Origin of the sequence: Streptomyces sp. NBC_01268 (genome assembly GCF_036240795.1) — a bacterium.
Classification (GTDB): domain Bacteria; phylum Actinomycetota; class Actinomycetes; order Streptomycetales; family Streptomycetaceae; genus Streptomyces.
This window is the reverse complement of the sequence record NZ_CP108454.1, coordinates 1,866,145-1,879,396: the sequence shown is the minus strand read 5'-3', so window position 1 is coordinate 1,879,396 and position 13,252 is coordinate 1,866,145. Positions and strand designations below refer to the sequence as shown.

Sequence of the window (13,252 nt, the reverse complement as noted above, 5' to 3'; positions counted from 1 at the left end):
CGGCCAACGTAGGGCGCGACCACAAGGACCACAACGTCCGTTGGTTGCGGAAGAGAGACAGCTTCTTCACGCGCGGGCAACATGTGGGCCACCTCACACCCCCATCCCTCCCTACCGAGAGGCGGCTCACGTGCGGCTCAGCACTCCCCTCGCCCTGTTCGGGGCGGCGCTGCTCGTGCTCGTGGGACCCCCGCTGCTCAGCACCGGCAGCGGCTCCGACACCGGCACGCAGATACCCGGCCTGCGGCTCATGGTCCCCAACACACCGGGCGGCGGCTACGACATCACTGCCCGCACCGCGGCCAAGAACGCCGAGGAGGCCGGACTCACCACCGACATCGAGGTCTTCAACCTGCCCGGCGCGGGCGGCACCGTCGGACTCACCCGGCTCGTCGGCGAACACGGCAACGGCCGGCTCGCCATGTCCATGGGTCTCGGCGTCGTCGGCGCCGTCCACACCAACAAGACCCCGAAGACCCTCGCCGACACCACCCCGATCGCCCGGCTCACCATGGAGCAGGACATCGTCGTGGTCGGCAAGGACTCCCCGTACGAGACCATCCAGGACCTGCTCGCCGCCTGGAAGAAGAACCCCGGCAAGCTGCCCGTCGGCGGCGGCTCCTCGCCCGGCGGCCCCGACCACCTCGCGCCCATGCTGATGGCGCAGGCCGCCGGCATCCCGCCGAAGAGCGTCAACTACGTCCCCTTCGACGGCGGCGGCGAACTCCTCGCCTCCATCCTCGGCGAGAAGGTCGCCTTCGGCGTCTCCGGCGTCGGCGAGTACCTCGACCAGATCAAGGCCGGCGAGCTGCGCCTGCTCGCCGTCACCGGCGCCGAGCGGGTCCCGGGACTCGACGCGCCCACCCTCCGCGAGGCCGGACTCGACACCGAGTTCATCAACTGGCGCGGCATCGTCGCCCCGCCCGGCCTCTCCGACGCCGAACGCGACAAGCTGGTCGTCCTCGTCACCAAGCTCCACGAGTCCCCGCAGTGGCGCGCGTCCCTGAAGACCCACGGCTGGAACGACGCCTTCCTGCCCGGCGACCGGTTCGGCTCCTTCCTCACCGAACAGGACCGCCGTGTCGCCTCCGTACTGAAGGAGCTCGGACTGTGACCACCACGACCCCCACGGGCACCGGCGCCGCCACCGCCACCGCCAAGCGCTCCTCCTGGCTGCGCGAGCACTCCGAGCTCGGCGTCGGCCTCATCCTGCTCGCCCTGGGCGTCCTCGTCCTCACCGACGCCCTCACCATGCCCCTGGACATCGGGCAGCGCGGCCCCGTCGGCCCCCGCACCGTCCCCCTCGTCGTCGGCACCGGCCTGCTCGTCGTCGCCGTCCTCCTCACCGTCGACGTCCTGCGCGGCGGCCGCGGCGAGGCCGAGGGCGGTGAGGACGTCGACCTGTCCGAACCGGGCGACTGGCGCACCGTGCTCCTCCTCGCCGGCGTCTTCCTCGGCTTCGCCGTCCTCATCGGCCCGGCCGGCTTCCCCGTCGCCGGCGCCCTGCTCTTCTGGGGCGCGGCCTACGCCCTCGGCAGCCGCCACCTGCACCGCGACCCGCTGATCGCCGCCGCCCTCTCCCTGCTCACCTACGCCGTCTTCGACAAGCTGCTCGGCGTCCCGCTGCCCGGCGGCCCGCTGATGGGAGTGCTCTGACCATGGACTCGCTCAACTCCCTGCTCGACGGCTTCGGCACCGCGCTGACCCCCGTCAACCTGATGTGGGCCGCCCTCGGCGTCCTCCTCGGCACCGCCATCGGCGTCCTGCCCGGCATCGGGCCCGCCATGGCCGTCGCCCTGCTCCTCCCCGTGACGTACGGCCTGGAGCCGACCGGCGCGTTCATCATGTTCGCCGGCATCTACTACGGCGCCATGTTCGGCGGCTCCACCACCTCCATCCTGCTCAACACCCCCGGCGAGAGCGCGGCCGTCGTCGCCGCCATCGAAGGCAACCCGATGGCCAGGTCGGGCCGCGGCGCGCAGGCCCTCGCGGCCGCCGCCATCGGGCACTTCGCCGGCGGCATGACCGGCACGATCCTGCTCGTGCTCCTCGCCCCGACCGTCGCCGCGCTCGCCGTCGGCATCGGCGCCCCCGACTACTTCGCCCTCATGGTCCTCGCCTTCATCGCGGTGACCTCCGTCCTCGGCTCCTCCCGCATCCGCGGTCTCGCCTCCCTCCTCATCGGCCTCACCCTCGGCCTGGTCGGCCTCGACCAGATGACCGGCCAGCAGCGCCTCACCTTCGGCTCGCTCCAGCTCGCCGACGGCATCGACGTCGTCATCGTCGCGGTCGGCCTCTTCGCCATCGGCGAGGCCCTGTGGGTCGCCGCCCACCTGCGCCGCACCACCGGCGAGGCGATCCCCGTCGGACGCCCCTGGCTCGGCCGTGACGACGTGCGCCGCACCTGGAAGTCCTGGCTGCGCGGCCCGTTCATCGGCTTCCCGTTCGGCGCGATCCCGGCCGGAGGTGCCGAGATCCCGACCTTCCTGGCGTACGTGACGGAGAAGCGCCTGTCGAAGCACAGGGACGAGTTCGGCAAGGGCGCCATCGAGGGCGTCGCGGGCCCCGAGTCCGCCGCCTCCGCCTCCGCCGCCGGCACCCTCGTCTCCATGCTCACCCTCGGCCTGCCGACGACGGCGGTCGCGGCCGTGATGCTCGCCGCGTTCCAGCAGTACGGCATCCAGCCCGGCCCGCTCCTCTTCGCACGCGAACCCGAGCTGGTCTGGGGCCTGATCGCCTCGCTCTTCGTCGGCATGGTGCTGCTCCTGGCGCTCAACCTGCCGCTCGCGCCGGTCTGGGCCAAACTGCTGCGCATCCCCCGCCCGTACCTCTACGCCGGCATCCTGTTCTTCGCCGCCGTCGGCGCGTACGCGGTCGGCGGCGAGGCCCTCGACCTGGTGATCCTGCTGGTCATCGGCCTCATCGGGTTCGGCATGCGGCGCTACGGACTGCCCGTCCTGCCGGCCGTGATCGGGGTCATCCTCGGCCCGGCCGCCGAGCAGCAGCTGCGCCGCGCCCTGCAGATCAGCGACGGCTCGCTCACCGGCCTGGTCGACACCCCGTTCTCGGTGACCGTGTACGCGGTGGTGCTGCTCCTGCTGGCCTGGCCGCTGGTCCGGAAGCTGATCACCCGCCGCCGTACTGTGGCGGCATGACGCATGACCATGTGACGCATGACCGTGTGACGCAGGGCCCCCGGACGCGGGACGTGCCCCGTCCCGCCACTCGCGCCGACGTGCCCGCCGTGAAGGCCGTGATCGACGCGGCCTTCCACCACTACATCGAGCGGATCGGTGTCGTACCGGCCCCGATGGAGGAGGACCACGCGGCGAACGTGGCGGCGGGGCGCGTCTTCGTCGCGGGCGAGCCGGTGGCCGGCCTGGTCGTCGTGGTCCCGGAGGCGGACCACCTCTACCTCGACACCATCGCCGTCCACCCCGACGCCCAGGGCACCGGCCTCGGCCGCGTCCTGATGGGCTGGGTCGAGGACCGGGCCCGCGCCCTCGGACTGCCCGAGGTGCGGCTGCTCACCAACGCGATGATGTGGGAGAACCAGAAGCTGTACGAGCGGTACGGCTACGAGGTGGTCGAGCGGCGTCTTGACGGACCGTACGACCGTATTCACTACCGAAAGTCCGTGAGCGTCGACCCGACACTCAACTCGCCCCCGATGGGGTGAGTTTCGGCCAGTGGGTGGCTTGATCCGGTATCTCTGGCGGGCAGCTTTCCCCCCACGCCCCGAAGGGACCCCCACCCATGCGTGCTCGTCTCGCCGTCGCCACCGGCACCCTGCTCGCCCTCACGGCCGCCACCGCCCACGCCGGACCGGCGGACGTCGTCACCGTCGACGCGCAGGGAACGATCGCCGCCGACGGCACGGTCAGCCTCTCCGGCGCCTACCGCTGCACCGACGACAGCGCGGGCCCCGTCTACGTCAGCTCCACGCTCGTCCAGGGCGCGACGTCCGCCGGGATCGGCGGCACCCAGGCCGTCTGCGACGGACAGGTCCACCCGTGGACCAACAGCGCCGTCGTGAAGGACCCCGCCTACCGCCCGGGCGACGCGAGGGTGGAGGCCGCCCTGATGCAGCTCGTCCCCGGCGGGGAGCTGGGCCTGCCGCTGCCGGAGTTCCTGGCGGAGGAGGACCGGGACATCGAGCTCGTGCGGGCGTAGGGCACGAGGGCCCGGTTCCGGGCCGGGCCCGGGGCGGGCGCCCGGCTCCCGCCCCGGCCCGCCCCCCCCCGGGGCGTCACGCGCCCGCGGCGAGCAACTCCACCAGGCCGTCGCGGCCCAGCGCGTCCAGCTCGTCGAGGGCGCGCACGGCCCGCTCGGCCGCGTCCGGGTCGGCGGCGGCCAGGCCGCTCGCCGCGAACTCGTCCTCGTCGAGCCGCAGTACCTCCGAGCCGTCCGCCGACACCCACAGGTCGAGGTCCAGGTCCTCGACCAGCACCTCGGACCCGTCGGCGCCCACCGCGGCGGGCCGGGTCACGTCGCAGTACCAGCCCTTGAGCGCGCCGTCGCCGGACCGCACCTCCTTCACCGCGTACCACCGGTCCCGCCAGTAGTGCTCGGTGAAGACGTCGCCCGGCTCGAAGCGCACGAAGCCGAAGTCCCGTACGCCCTCGGCGGCCCACGGCGCCCGGACGGTCAGCCGGACCCCGTCGTCGGCGAGCAGCTCCGCCGGGTAACGGATCTTGGTCCGCCCCGCCTTCACCAGAGCGATCTCAACCCGACGTGCGGACATGGCGCAACTCCTTCGCGGCGATCTCGTACCCGAACCACTCGTTGATGGCCAGCATCGGCCCGTTCTCCGTGTCGTTGCCCGTGAGGGCCTCCGTGCAGCCCGCCGCCCGCGCCCGGTGCAGAGAGTGGTTCTTCGCCAGCTTGGCGAGCCCCCGCCCGCGGAACTCCGGTGCGGTGCCCGTCATCCCCGACCCGTAGCGCCCGAACCCGTCGGTCCGGGCCGCGGTGAACGCGGCCGGCCGCCCGTCGACGAGCGCCACCAGGGTCAGCTCGTGGTCGAGCAGCGGATGGTTCCAGGTGGACTCCAACCAGTGCTCGTAGTCGTCGAGTTCGGCGCTCACGTCGCCCGGCTCGTCGGCCGTGGTCAGCGCGTCCAGCTCGAACAGCGGGCGCGGATCGGCGGCGAAGGCCGTCGCCGGACGCAGCTCGACACCGGCGGGCAGCTCCTGGAGCGGCGGCAGTTCGGCGGTGGTCAGGTCGAGGCGCAGGAAGTAGGCGGAGCGGCTGGCGGTGTACCCGTGCCGCTCGGCGAACGCGCGGTTCGCCGGTTCGTCCAGGACCCAGCTGTACAGCCTGCTCGCCCCGGCCTCGGTCAGATGCTCCTCGGCGGCCCGCAGCAGCAGCGCGCCGGCGCCGCGCCCGCGGTGCCCGGGGTGTACGTAGACGTTGACGTTGCCGATGCCCGGCTCGGGCGACTCGTGGGCCAGCGCGGCCTGCGCCGTGCCGACGATCTCCCCGTCGGCCTCGGCGACCAGCGGCCGGTGGCGCGCGTCGGGGTGGGCGTGCGCCCAGTCGAACGCCACCTGAGGGCCGGTGGCGAGCAGGAAGGGCAGGGCGGCGCGGCGGACCCGGGCGAAGCCCTCGGCGTCCTCGGGGAGCCCGGGCCGTACATCACGGACGATCACAGTCATGATCCCGCACGCTATGCGGCGGGCGCGTCCGACCGCCTCCCCTTTTCCCGTCGGCCGGGTGCACAATCGGGCGGGTGACGCTTCGAATCAGCGTGGACCAGCACTCCACCACCGCTCCGTACGAACAGCTCCGCGCCCAGATCTCGGAGAGCGCCCGCTCCGGGGAGCTGCCCGTCGGCTACAAGCTCCCGACGGTACGGGGCCTCGCGGAGGACCTCGGGCTCGCGGCGAACACGGTCGCCAAGGCGTACAAGGCACTGGAGGGGGACGGTGTGATCGAGACCCGCGGCCGCAACGGCACCTTCGTCGCGGCGGCCTCCGACGCGGCCTCCCGCCTCGCCGCCACGGCCGCCGCGGCGTACGCGGCGGAGGCGCGACGGCTGGGGCTGAACCGGGAGGCGGCGGAGGCGGCGGTCGCCGAGGCGATCCGGGCGACGTACGACGACTGAGCCCCCGCGGCCACGACCGCGCCGGAGCGAGGCGTACGGCCCGAGGGCGGAGCCGTGCCGCCGCGCGCGGCGTACCGACCGGCGGCCCCGCTACAAGTACAGCCCCGCCTCCGCGGGGCGCTGCTCCGGCATGCCCACCGCCGAGGCTCCGCGCCGTAGCGCGAACAGCTCCGCCAGGGTCGAGCCGTCCTGCCCCACGCCCTCCTCGCGCCCGAGCCAGTCGACCGACTCGGCGCGGGTCAGCGCGCCGACCTCGATGCGGGCCAGGCAGCGGCCGGGGCGGACCACGGCGGGGTGGAGACGCTCCAGGTCCTCGTTGGTGGTGACGCCGACGAGGACGTTGCGGCCCTGGCCGAGCAGACCGTCCGTCAGGTTGAGCAGCCGGGAGAGCGCCTGGCCGGCGGTGTGCTTGGCCTCGCCGCGGATCAGCTCGTCGCAGTCCTCCAGGAGCAGCAGTCGCCAACGGCCCTTCGCGGTGCCCTCGTCCTCGCCGATCGCGATGTCCATCAGATAGCCGACGTCGCTGAAGAGGCGCTCCGGGTCGAGGACGCAGTCGACCTGGCACCAGTCGCGCCAGGACCGCGCGAGGGTGCGCAGGGCGGAGGTCTTGCCCGTGCCGGGCGGGCCGTGGAGCAGCAGCAGCCGGCCGGTGATGTCCTCGGGGGTGACGGCCATCAGCCGGTCCATCGCCCCGGCGACGGGCGCCGTGTAGTTGGGCCGGATCTCCTCCCAGGTGCCGGCGCCGATCTGCCGGGTGGTCCGGTGCGGGCCGCGCCGGGGCGACACGTACCAGAAGCCCATGGAGACGTTCTCGGGCTGGGGTTCGGGCTCGTCCTTGGCACCGTCCGTCGCTTCCTTGAGGACGCGCTCGGCGAGCGCGGCGTCGGTCGCGGTGACCGTGACGTCCGCGCCCCGGCTCCAGCGGGAGACGAGCAGCGTCCAGCCCTCGCCCTCGGCGAGCAGCGCGCTGCGGTCGTCGTCCTTGGTGGCGCGGAGCAGCCGCGCGCCGCCGGGCAGCAGCGTGGCGGCGGGCTTCACCCGGTCGAGGGTCGTGCTCAGCGCGTGCGGCTGTTCCCCGGTGGTGAAGCGGCCGAGGAACAGCGCGTCGACGACGTCCGACGGCGAGTCGCTGTCGTCGACGTTCAGCCGGATCGGCAGCGCCCCTTCGGGTCTCGACGGCGTCCCGGACGGTTCCCCCGCCGCGCCCTGGCCTTCGTTGGCAGACATGGCGCCCATGATCCGGCAACCGGGCATTCCGCGCACGGGGTTTTGAACGGGACGTTCCGCGAGGCAACCGGCCCTCAGATGGCTTGATTTTGCTGGTTTCTGAAAGTAAGTCAGGGGTAATCGGCCACGACTTTTGGCATGGACACTTCCAGCGCGCCGGATCCACTGCTACTACCTGGTAACGCAGAGATCCTGCTACAGGAGGTCCCATGAAACTGTCCCGTTTTACGGCTTTCTCCTCTTCGCTCCTGCTCGGTGCCGTCCTCGCCCTCACCGGGGTGGGAACCGCGCAGGCGGCCGAGAGCGCCGCACTCGACTACGTGGCGCTCGGCGACTCGTACTCCTCGGGCGTCGGCTCCGGGAGTTACGACGGCGCGAGCGGCGACTGCAAGCGCTCCACGAAGGCCTACCCGGTCCTGTGGAAGAACGCGAACGCCCCCTCGTCCTTCGCGTTCACCGCTTGCTCGGGCGCCCGAACGGGTGATGTCACGGCCAATCAGCTCGGACCGCTCTCCACCGCCACTGACCTGGTCTCCGTCACGATCGGCGGCAATGACGCCGGTTTCGCCGACGTCATGACCACCTGCGTCCTCCAGTCGGAGGCGACCTGCATCAACCGCGTGAATCAGGCCAAGGCCTACGTCGACTCCACGCTGCCCGGAAACCTCGACTCGGTGTACTCGGCGATCCACAACAAGGCGCCCAACGCCCATGTCGTGGTGCTCGGCTACCCGCGCTTCTACCAGCTCGGCGGATCCTGCGTGGCCGGCCTGAGCGAGAACGAGCGGCGCGCCATCAACGACGCCTCGGACTACCTCAACGCGGCCACCGCCAAGAGAGCCGCCAACCACGGCTTCACCTTCGCGAGCGTCGTCCCCGCCTTCACCGGGCACGAGATCTGCGCCTCCGGCACGGCGTGGCTGCACAGCGTCAACTGGCTCAACATCGGGGAGTCGTACCACCCCACCGCTGCCGGTCAGTCCGGCGGCTACCTGCCCAGCTTCAAGGGCGCGGTGTAGGACCCGGCGCGGGGGTGCCGGCCGAGCTCGTGGCCGGCGGACTCGTGGGAGTGGTGGCCCCGCCCGTCGGGGTCACCTTCTCGCACGTCACCGAGAAGGCCACCAGGCCCGACCGCACGGTGACCGGCGACCGCACCTCCACCCCGATCCGGTCCTCCAGCGTCCCGTCCGGCCGGTACACCGCCTGGATCCGGGTCACCTGCCGCTCGGTCGGGCCGCCCGCCGCGAACTCCAGCGTCCGCCACGTGCCGTCCTGGCCCTCCCCGCTCTCGGTGATCCAGCGGTACGACACCGAGGCGGGCGTCCCGCCCACGGTGAACGTCGCCGTGAAGGCGGGCGCCTGATCCTGCGGAGGCGGGCAGGCCCCCTCGTACCGCGCGCGGTCCGCCCGTACGGACACCACCACCGAGGTCGCCGGAGTGCTCGCCGGGGTCGACGGGGGAGTGGTGGCCGTAGTGGGCGTCGGCTCGGGCGTCGTCGTCTCCGTGGCCGGCGCGCTCGTCGTCTCCGGCGGGGCGGGCGGGGGCGTGGGGTTCTCGTCCCGCAGCAGCGCGTACGTCAGCCCGCCGCCCACGAGCAGGAGCGCGACGATCCCCGCGACGAGCGCCGTACGCCCGCGCCGCCGCTCCCCGGGCTCCGAGCCCGGCGGTGGACCACCGGGCGCGGGCAGCGGAGTGGTGGCCCCGGGACCCGACGGGCCGTAGGGGCCGCCCGGTCCATCGGAACCTCGGGTCCCGCCGCCGGAACCTCCGGCACCGGGAAGCGGCGCCGGGAACGGCCCGTACGTCTCCGCCCGCGTGGGCCCGGCGCCCGGTGTGCCGCCCGCGCCGATCACGCGCAGCCGCTCCTCGGCCTCCTCCGCGGACATCCGCTGCTCCGGGTCCTTCCGCAGCAGCCCCTCGATCACCGGCGCGAGCGGGCCCGCGCGCTCCGGCGGGACGGGCTCCTCGTCCACGACCGCCCGCAGGGTGTCGAGCGCGGTGTCCCGCCGGAACGGAGAGGCCCCTTCGACGGCGGCGTACAGAAGCACTCCGAGCGACCAGAGGTCCGCCGCGAGCCCCGGCGTGCGCCCCATCGCGCGTTCGGGCGCGAGGTATTCGGGGGAGCCGATCAGCTCACCGGTCATGGTGAGCGGGGAGGTGCCCGCGACGGCCGCGATGCCGAAGTCGGTGAGCACCACCCGGCCGTCGTTGGCGAGCAGCACGTTGGCCGGCTTCACGTCCCGGTGCAGCACCCCCGCCCCGTGCGCGGCGCGCAGCGCGGCGAGCACGTCGGCGCCGACCTGAGCGGCCCGCCGGGGCGGCAGCGGACCCTCGGCCTCCAGGGTCTCGGCGAGGGTGAGGCCGCGGACCAGCTCCATCACGATCCAGGGGCGGCCGTCCTCGGTGACCACGTCGTACACGGTGACGGCGCTGCGGTGCGAGACCCGCGCGGCGGCCCACGCCTCGCGCTCCAGACGGGCGTAGAGCCGCTCCCGGTCCTCGGCCGGAAGGCCCGCCGGGGCGCGCACCTCCTTCACCGCCACCTCGCGGCCCAGGACTTCGTCCCGGGCGCGCCAGACGGTGCCCATCCCACCCTCGCCGAGCACGTCCAGAAGCCGGTACCGACCCGCGATCACCGTCATCCCTCCACGGTAGCCGAGCACGCGCGCCCACGGGTGGTGGAGATCACACCCGGCCGGATGCACGTTGCCGGGGGCAGCGCGTGCAGGATGGTTCGTGACGGTTCGACAGGCGTTCGACCGCTGTCCAACTCACCCTGGAATCAGACGGATTCGGACAGTGATCGTCAACCCCCGTACACATGCGGTGAATCCTGCGGCCGGAATACACGGGTGTCGTAGCGGGGCGATAGGGTTAACCTGCCCGGGCCGGGTGCCCTCGTACGGGTGGGGAGTGACATGGAACAGATAGCAATGCGCAGCAGGCCGCGTGTGCCTGCCATTACCTGCGGGAGCAGCGCGACGAGCTCGCGCCTCGACCGCCATCTCGCGGTGCTCGGCGGCCCCGCCGTGCCCCAGCGCGAAGCGGCCGAGGCGACGCTGCTGATGCGTGAGCTGACAGCGCGTGAGGTTCCGGTGCACGGTCACCGCAGCCGGAGCTCGCGGGTCTCGCTCTTCGCTCCGCTGCGCCGACTGCGCCGCTCCCTCTTCGGCAACCACAGCTGACGGACCGTCCGGACCGGGCTCCCGCGTACCCCGACGCATCGCTCCCGCCCGCTCCGTTCGGCCTTCGGCCCGCTTCCGACCGTTCGTTCCCGACCGCACGCCGGACGTGTCCCCGCCCGTCCGGCGCCTCACTCCGTCCGCGCCCGGACCCGGCGGTCCTCAGGCGCGGGCGTAGCGCCGGACCGCCGCCGGAGCGCTGAGCGCGAGCAGCGCCAGTGACCACAGCAGCGCCCCGGCCACCGGGTGTGCCACCGGCCAGGCCGCGTCCGCCGGCACGGACGCGTTCCCGAACAGCTCCCGTACCGCCGTCGTCACGGCCGAGATGGGGTTCCACTCGGCGATCGTCCGCAGCCAGCCCGGCATCCCGTCCGTCGGGATGTACGCGTTGGACAGCAGCGGCAGCATGAACGTGGCGCTGCCCAGCTGTCCGGCCGCCTCCTCGCTGCGCGAGGCGAGCCCGAGCAGGATGCCCACCCAGGTCGTGGCGAAGCGGAAGAGCAGCAGCAGCCCCAGGGCGCCGAGCGCCTCCAGGGCGGTGCCCTCGATCCGCCAGCCCATCGCGAGGCCGACCAGGAGCAGCGGGACCATGCCCACCGCGCTCGTCACCAGATCCGCGAGCGCCTGTCCGAGCGGCACGGCGGCCCGGCTGATCGGCAGGGTGCGCAACCGGTCCGTCACGCCCCGGTGGGTGTCCTGGGCGGCCTGGAACATGCCGGTCATCACGCCGTTCGCCGCCGTCGCCACCAGCAGGCCCGGCACCAGGTAGGCCCGGTAGTCCGCGCCCGGCATGGCGAGCGCGCTGCCGAAGACGTAGCCGAAGAACAGCAGGAAGACGATCGGCATGGTCTGCGTCATGACCGTGATCGCCGGGGCGTGCCGGACCCGCTGGAGATGGCGGCCGAGGAGTGCGCCGCCGTCGTGGACGAGGGAGCTCATGCGACGGCCTCCTGGGGCTCGGGACGGGCCTCGCGGCCGGTGAGGCGCAGGAACACCTCGTCGAGGGTGGGCGGCCGCAGCGAGGCGTCGACCAGGTGGATCCCGGCGGCGTCGGCCTCGCGCACGATCCGGGGCAGGGTGAGCGTGCGGTCCGTGGTGACCGCGCCGACGGCGCGCCGCTCGGCGTCCAGGACCGGCGCGGAGCCGGTGAGCCGGTCCAGCACCCCGGCGGCGGCCTCCAGCGACGCCGGGTCGGCGACGACGACCTCGGCGTAGCTGCCGATCAGCGCCTTGAGTTCGGCCGGGGTGCCGCGGTGGGCGGCCCGGCCCCCGTCGACCACGACGACCTCGTCGGCGAGCTGGTCGGCCTCCTCCAGGTACTGCGTGGTGAGCAGCACGGTCGTGCCCTGGGACGCCAACCCCCGTACGGCGTCCCAGATCTCGCCCCGGCTGTGCGGATCGAGCCCGGTGGTCGGCTCGTCCAGGAAGAGCACGTGCGGCCGGACGATCAGGCTCGCCGCCAGGTCGAGCCGCCGCCGCATGCCCCCGGAGTAGGTGCGGGCGGGCCGCCCGGCGGCCTCGGCGAGGCCGAACCGCTCCAGGAGCTCGTCGGCGCGGGCGCGCGGGGCGCGCAGGAGGCGGGCGAAGAGGCGCAGGTTCTCGGCGCCGGTGAGGTCGCCGTCGACGGAGGCGTACTGCCCGGTGACCGCGATGCGCTCGCGCACCCCGGCGGGGTCGCGGACCACGTCCCGCCCGGCGACCCGGGCGCTGCCGGCGTCGGGGGCGGTGAGGGTGGTGAGCACCCGCACCGCGGTGGTCTTGCCCGCCCCGTTGGGGCCGAGCATCCCGCAGACGGTGCCCTCGGGCACGGCCAGGTCGAGCCCGCGCAGCGCGTGGACCTCGCCGTAGCGCTTCTGCAGACCCTCACTAAGTACAGCGTACGTAGTTGTCATGCGGTGACCATAGCGCACTACGTACGCTGTACGTAACGGGCTCGGGTGGAGGGCGTCATTACGATGGGGCCGACGAGGTGGTGAGTGATGGCGGGCCGAGCGGCCGAACCCGAAGTGATCTGGGCGCGCCCCGAGCGCACGGGCCGAGGCCCCAGGCCGGCCTACAGCCGGAGCGACATCGCGGCCGCGGCGGTGCGCATCGCCGATGCCGACGGCATCGACGGGGTCTCCATGCGCCGGATCGCCGCCGAACTGGGCTGCGGCACCATGTCGCTGTACAACTACGTGCCGCGCAAGGAGGACCTCTACGAGCTGATGGTCGACGCGGCGAGCGCGGAGTACGAGCTCCCCGACCCGCCCAGCGGCGACTGGCGGGCCGACATGACCGTCATGGCCCGGCAGACCCGCGCGATCATGTACCGGCATCCGTGGTTGTCCCACGTGATGACCACGGCCTACGGATTCAGCCCGCACGCCCTGCGCTTCCTGGAGTGGTGCCTGGGCTGCCTGGAGCCCCTCCCCGTGGATCCCGGCCTCAAGATGCAGCTCATCGCCATGATCAACGGCACCGTCATGGCGACCGTCCGCAACGAGCAGGCGATGGCTGAGCGTTCCCGCGGACTGCCCTGGTCCGAGGAGGAGGAGCAGGCGGTGCGCGGCGCCTATCTGATGGGCCAGGTGGCGACCGGCGCCTACCCGCACCTCGCCGCGCTGCTCGCCGCGGCCCCGGGCCCCCTCGACGCCGACGAGATCTTCGAGGAGACCATCGCCCGGCTGCTCGACTCCTTCGCGCCGCCGGGGGCCTGACGGGGGCCTGGGGGTCTGGGAGGGGCCTGGCGGGAGAGCG

At 73.3% G+C, this 13,252-nt stretch carries 15 protein-coding genes; 9 read left to right on the top strand and 6 right to left on the bottom strand.

The window, feature by feature from the left end:
• Nucleotides 1-130 precede the first annotated feature (130 nt).
• The 5 genes from OG309_RS08125 to OG309_RS08105 all read left to right on the top strand — a co-directional run bounded on the left by OG309_RS08125 (nt 131) and on the right by OG309_RS08105 (nt 4,173).
• Complete coding sequence (locus tag OG309_RS08125) at nt 131-1,114, top strand: Bug family tripartite tricarboxylate transporter substrate binding protein (RefSeq protein ID WP_329419339.1); 984 nt, start codon at nt 131-133, stop codon at nt 1,112-1,114.
• Nucleotides 1,111-1,656 carry a tripartite tricarboxylate transporter TctB family protein gene (locus OG309_RS08120; RefSeq protein ID WP_329419337.1) on the top strand — a complete coding sequence of 182 codons (546 nt, stop codon included), beginning with the start codon at nt 1,111-1,113 and terminating at the stop codon, nt 1,654-1,656. Before OG309_RS08125 ends, OG309_RS08120 begins: the two co-directional genes overlap by 4 nt.
• A gap of 2 nt (nt 1,657-1,658) precedes the next feature.
• A complete protein-coding gene (locus OG309_RS08115; RefSeq protein WP_329419335.1) occupies nt 1,659-3,155 on the top strand; it encodes a tripartite tricarboxylate transporter permease in 1,497 nt (498 codons plus the stop codon).
• Nucleotides 3,152-3,679, top strand: coding sequence for a GNAT family N-acetyltransferase (locus tag OG309_RS08110; RefSeq protein ID WP_329419333.1), 528 nt, complete (start codon nt 3,152-3,154; stop codon nt 3,677-3,679). Before OG309_RS08115 ends, OG309_RS08110 begins: the two co-directional genes overlap by 4 nt.
• Before the next feature lie 77 nt (nt 3,680-3,756).
• A complete protein-coding gene (locus OG309_RS08105; RefSeq protein WP_329419332.1) occupies nt 3,757-4,173 on the top strand; it encodes a DUF6299 family protein in 417 nt (138 codons plus the stop codon).
• Between the two features lie 76 nt (nt 4,174-4,249).
• Here the strand turns inward: OG309_RS08105 and OG309_RS08100 are convergent, their stop codons facing one another.
• Entirely contained in the window at nt 4,250-4,744 is a 495-nt protein-coding gene (locus OG309_RS08100; protein WP_329419331.1) for a DUF402 domain-containing protein, read from the bottom strand.
• The gene (locus tag OG309_RS08095) at nt 4,725-5,654 is read right to left on the bottom strand and encodes a GNAT family N-acetyltransferase (protein WP_329419329.1); all 930 of its coding nucleotides are present in this window, start codon (nt 5,652-5,654) and stop codon (nt 4,725-4,727) included. Before OG309_RS08095 ends, OG309_RS08100 begins: the two co-directional genes overlap by 20 nt.
• A 74-nt stretch (nt 5,655-5,728) precedes the next feature.
• Here OG309_RS08095 and OG309_RS08090 point away from each other — a divergent pair, with 74 nt between their 5' ends.
• Nucleotides 5,729-6,103 carry a GntR family transcriptional regulator gene (locus OG309_RS08090; RefSeq protein WP_329419327.1) on the top strand — a complete coding sequence of 125 codons (375 nt, stop codon included), beginning with the start codon at nt 5,729-5,731 and terminating at the stop codon, nt 6,101-6,103.
• A 90-nt stretch (nt 6,104-6,193) separates the two neighbouring features.
• Here OG309_RS08090 and OG309_RS08085 read toward each other — a convergent pair whose 3' ends face one another.
• Complete coding sequence (locus tag OG309_RS08085) at nt 6,194-7,330, bottom strand: DUF5925 domain-containing protein (RefSeq protein WP_329419325.1); 1,137 nt, start codon at nt 7,328-7,330, stop codon at nt 6,194-6,196.
• A gap of 209 nt (nt 7,331-7,539) precedes the next feature.
• On the opposite strand from OG309_RS08085, the gene OG309_RS08080 reads away from it, so the two are divergent.
• On the top strand, nt 7,540-8,349 hold the full coding sequence (locus tag OG309_RS08080) for an SGNH/GDSL hydrolase family protein (RefSeq protein WP_329419323.1): 810 nt from the start codon (nt 7,540-7,542) through the stop codon (nt 8,347-8,349).
• On the opposite strand, the gene OG309_RS08075 is transcribed toward OG309_RS08080, so the two are convergent.
• Nucleotides 8,333-9,973, bottom strand: coding sequence for a serine/threonine-protein kinase (locus tag OG309_RS08075; RefSeq protein ID WP_329419321.1), 1,641 nt, complete (start codon nt 9,971-9,973; stop codon nt 8,333-8,335). The two genes, OG309_RS08080 and OG309_RS08075, sit on opposite strands and share 17 nt — an antisense overlap.
• 276 nt (nt 9,974-10,249) lie before the next feature.
• Here OG309_RS08075 and OG309_RS08070 point away from each other — a divergent pair, with 276 nt between their 5' ends.
• A complete protein-coding gene (locus OG309_RS08070) occupies nt 10,250-10,516 on the top strand; it encodes a hypothetical protein (protein ID WP_123955266.1) in 267 nt (88 codons plus the stop codon).
• A gap of 159 nt (nt 10,517-10,675) precedes the next feature.
• Here OG309_RS08070 and OG309_RS08065 read toward each other — a convergent pair whose 3' ends face one another.
• Complete coding sequence (locus tag OG309_RS08065) at nt 10,676-11,452, bottom strand: ABC transporter permease (protein ID WP_329419318.1); 777 nt, start codon at nt 11,450-11,452, stop codon at nt 10,676-10,678.
• Nucleotides 11,449-12,405 (bottom strand): ATP-binding cassette domain-containing protein, encoded by a 957-nt coding sequence (locus OG309_RS08060; RefSeq protein ID WP_329419317.1) that lies wholly within the window; start codon nt 12,403-12,405, stop codon nt 11,449-11,451. Before OG309_RS08060 ends, OG309_RS08065 begins: the two co-directional genes overlap by 4 nt.
• A gap of 87 nt (nt 12,406-12,492) precedes the next feature.
• Between OG309_RS08060 and OG309_RS08055 the strand changes: the two genes are divergently transcribed.
• Entirely contained in the window at nt 12,493-13,212 is a 720-nt protein-coding gene (locus OG309_RS08055) for a TetR/AcrR family transcriptional regulator (RefSeq protein WP_329419315.1), read from the top strand.
• Nucleotides 13,213-13,252 lie beyond the last annotated feature (40 nt).

What these genes read in the sequence shown, in the direction of transcription:
- OG309_RS08095 (WP_329419329.1), bottom strand. Translation starts at nt 5,654, where the DNA reads ATGACTGTGATCGTCCGTGATGTACGGCCCGGGCTCCCCGAGGACGCC.
- OG309_RS08100 (WP_329419331.1), bottom strand. Translation starts at nt 4,744, where the DNA reads ATGTCCGCACGTCGGGTTGAGATCGCTCTGGTGAAGGCGGGGCGGACC.
- OG309_RS08060 (WP_329419317.1), bottom strand. Translation starts at nt 12,405, where the DNA reads ATGACAACTACGTACGCTGTACTTAGTGAGGGTCTGCAGAAGCGCTAC.
- OG309_RS08115 (WP_329419335.1), top strand. Translation starts at nt 1,659, where the DNA reads ATGGACTCGCTCAACTCCCTGCTCGACGGCTTCGGCACCGCGCTGACC.
- OG309_RS08055 (WP_329419315.1), top strand. Translation starts at nt 12,493, where the DNA reads ATGGCGGGCCGAGCGGCCGAACCCGAAGTGATCTGGGCGCGCCCCGAG.
- OG309_RS08105 (WP_329419332.1), top strand. Translation starts at nt 3,757, where the DNA reads ATGCGTGCTCGTCTCGCCGTCGCCACCGGCACCCTGCTCGCCCTCACG.
- OG309_RS08070 (WP_123955266.1), top strand. Translation starts at nt 10,250, where the DNA reads ATGGAACAGATAGCAATGCGCAGCAGGCCGCGTGTGCCTGCCATTACC.
- OG309_RS08075 (WP_329419321.1), bottom strand. Translation starts at nt 9,973, where the DNA reads ATGACGGTGATCGCGGGTCGGTACCGGCTTCTGGACGTGCTCGGCGAG.
- OG309_RS08110 (WP_329419333.1), top strand. Translation starts at nt 3,152, where the DNA reads ATGACGCATGACCATGTGACGCATGACCGTGTGACGCAGGGCCCCCGG.
- OG309_RS08065 (WP_329419318.1), bottom strand. Translation starts at nt 11,452, where the DNA reads ATGAGCTCCCTCGTCCACGACGGCGGCGCACTCCTCGGCCGCCATCTC.
- OG309_RS08080 (WP_329419323.1), top strand. Translation starts at nt 7,540, where the DNA reads ATGAAACTGTCCCGTTTTACGGCTTTCTCCTCTTCGCTCCTGCTCGGT.
- OG309_RS08085 (WP_329419325.1), bottom strand. Translation starts at nt 7,330, where the DNA reads ATGTCTGCCAACGAAGGCCAGGGCGCGGCGGGGGAACCGTCCGGGACG.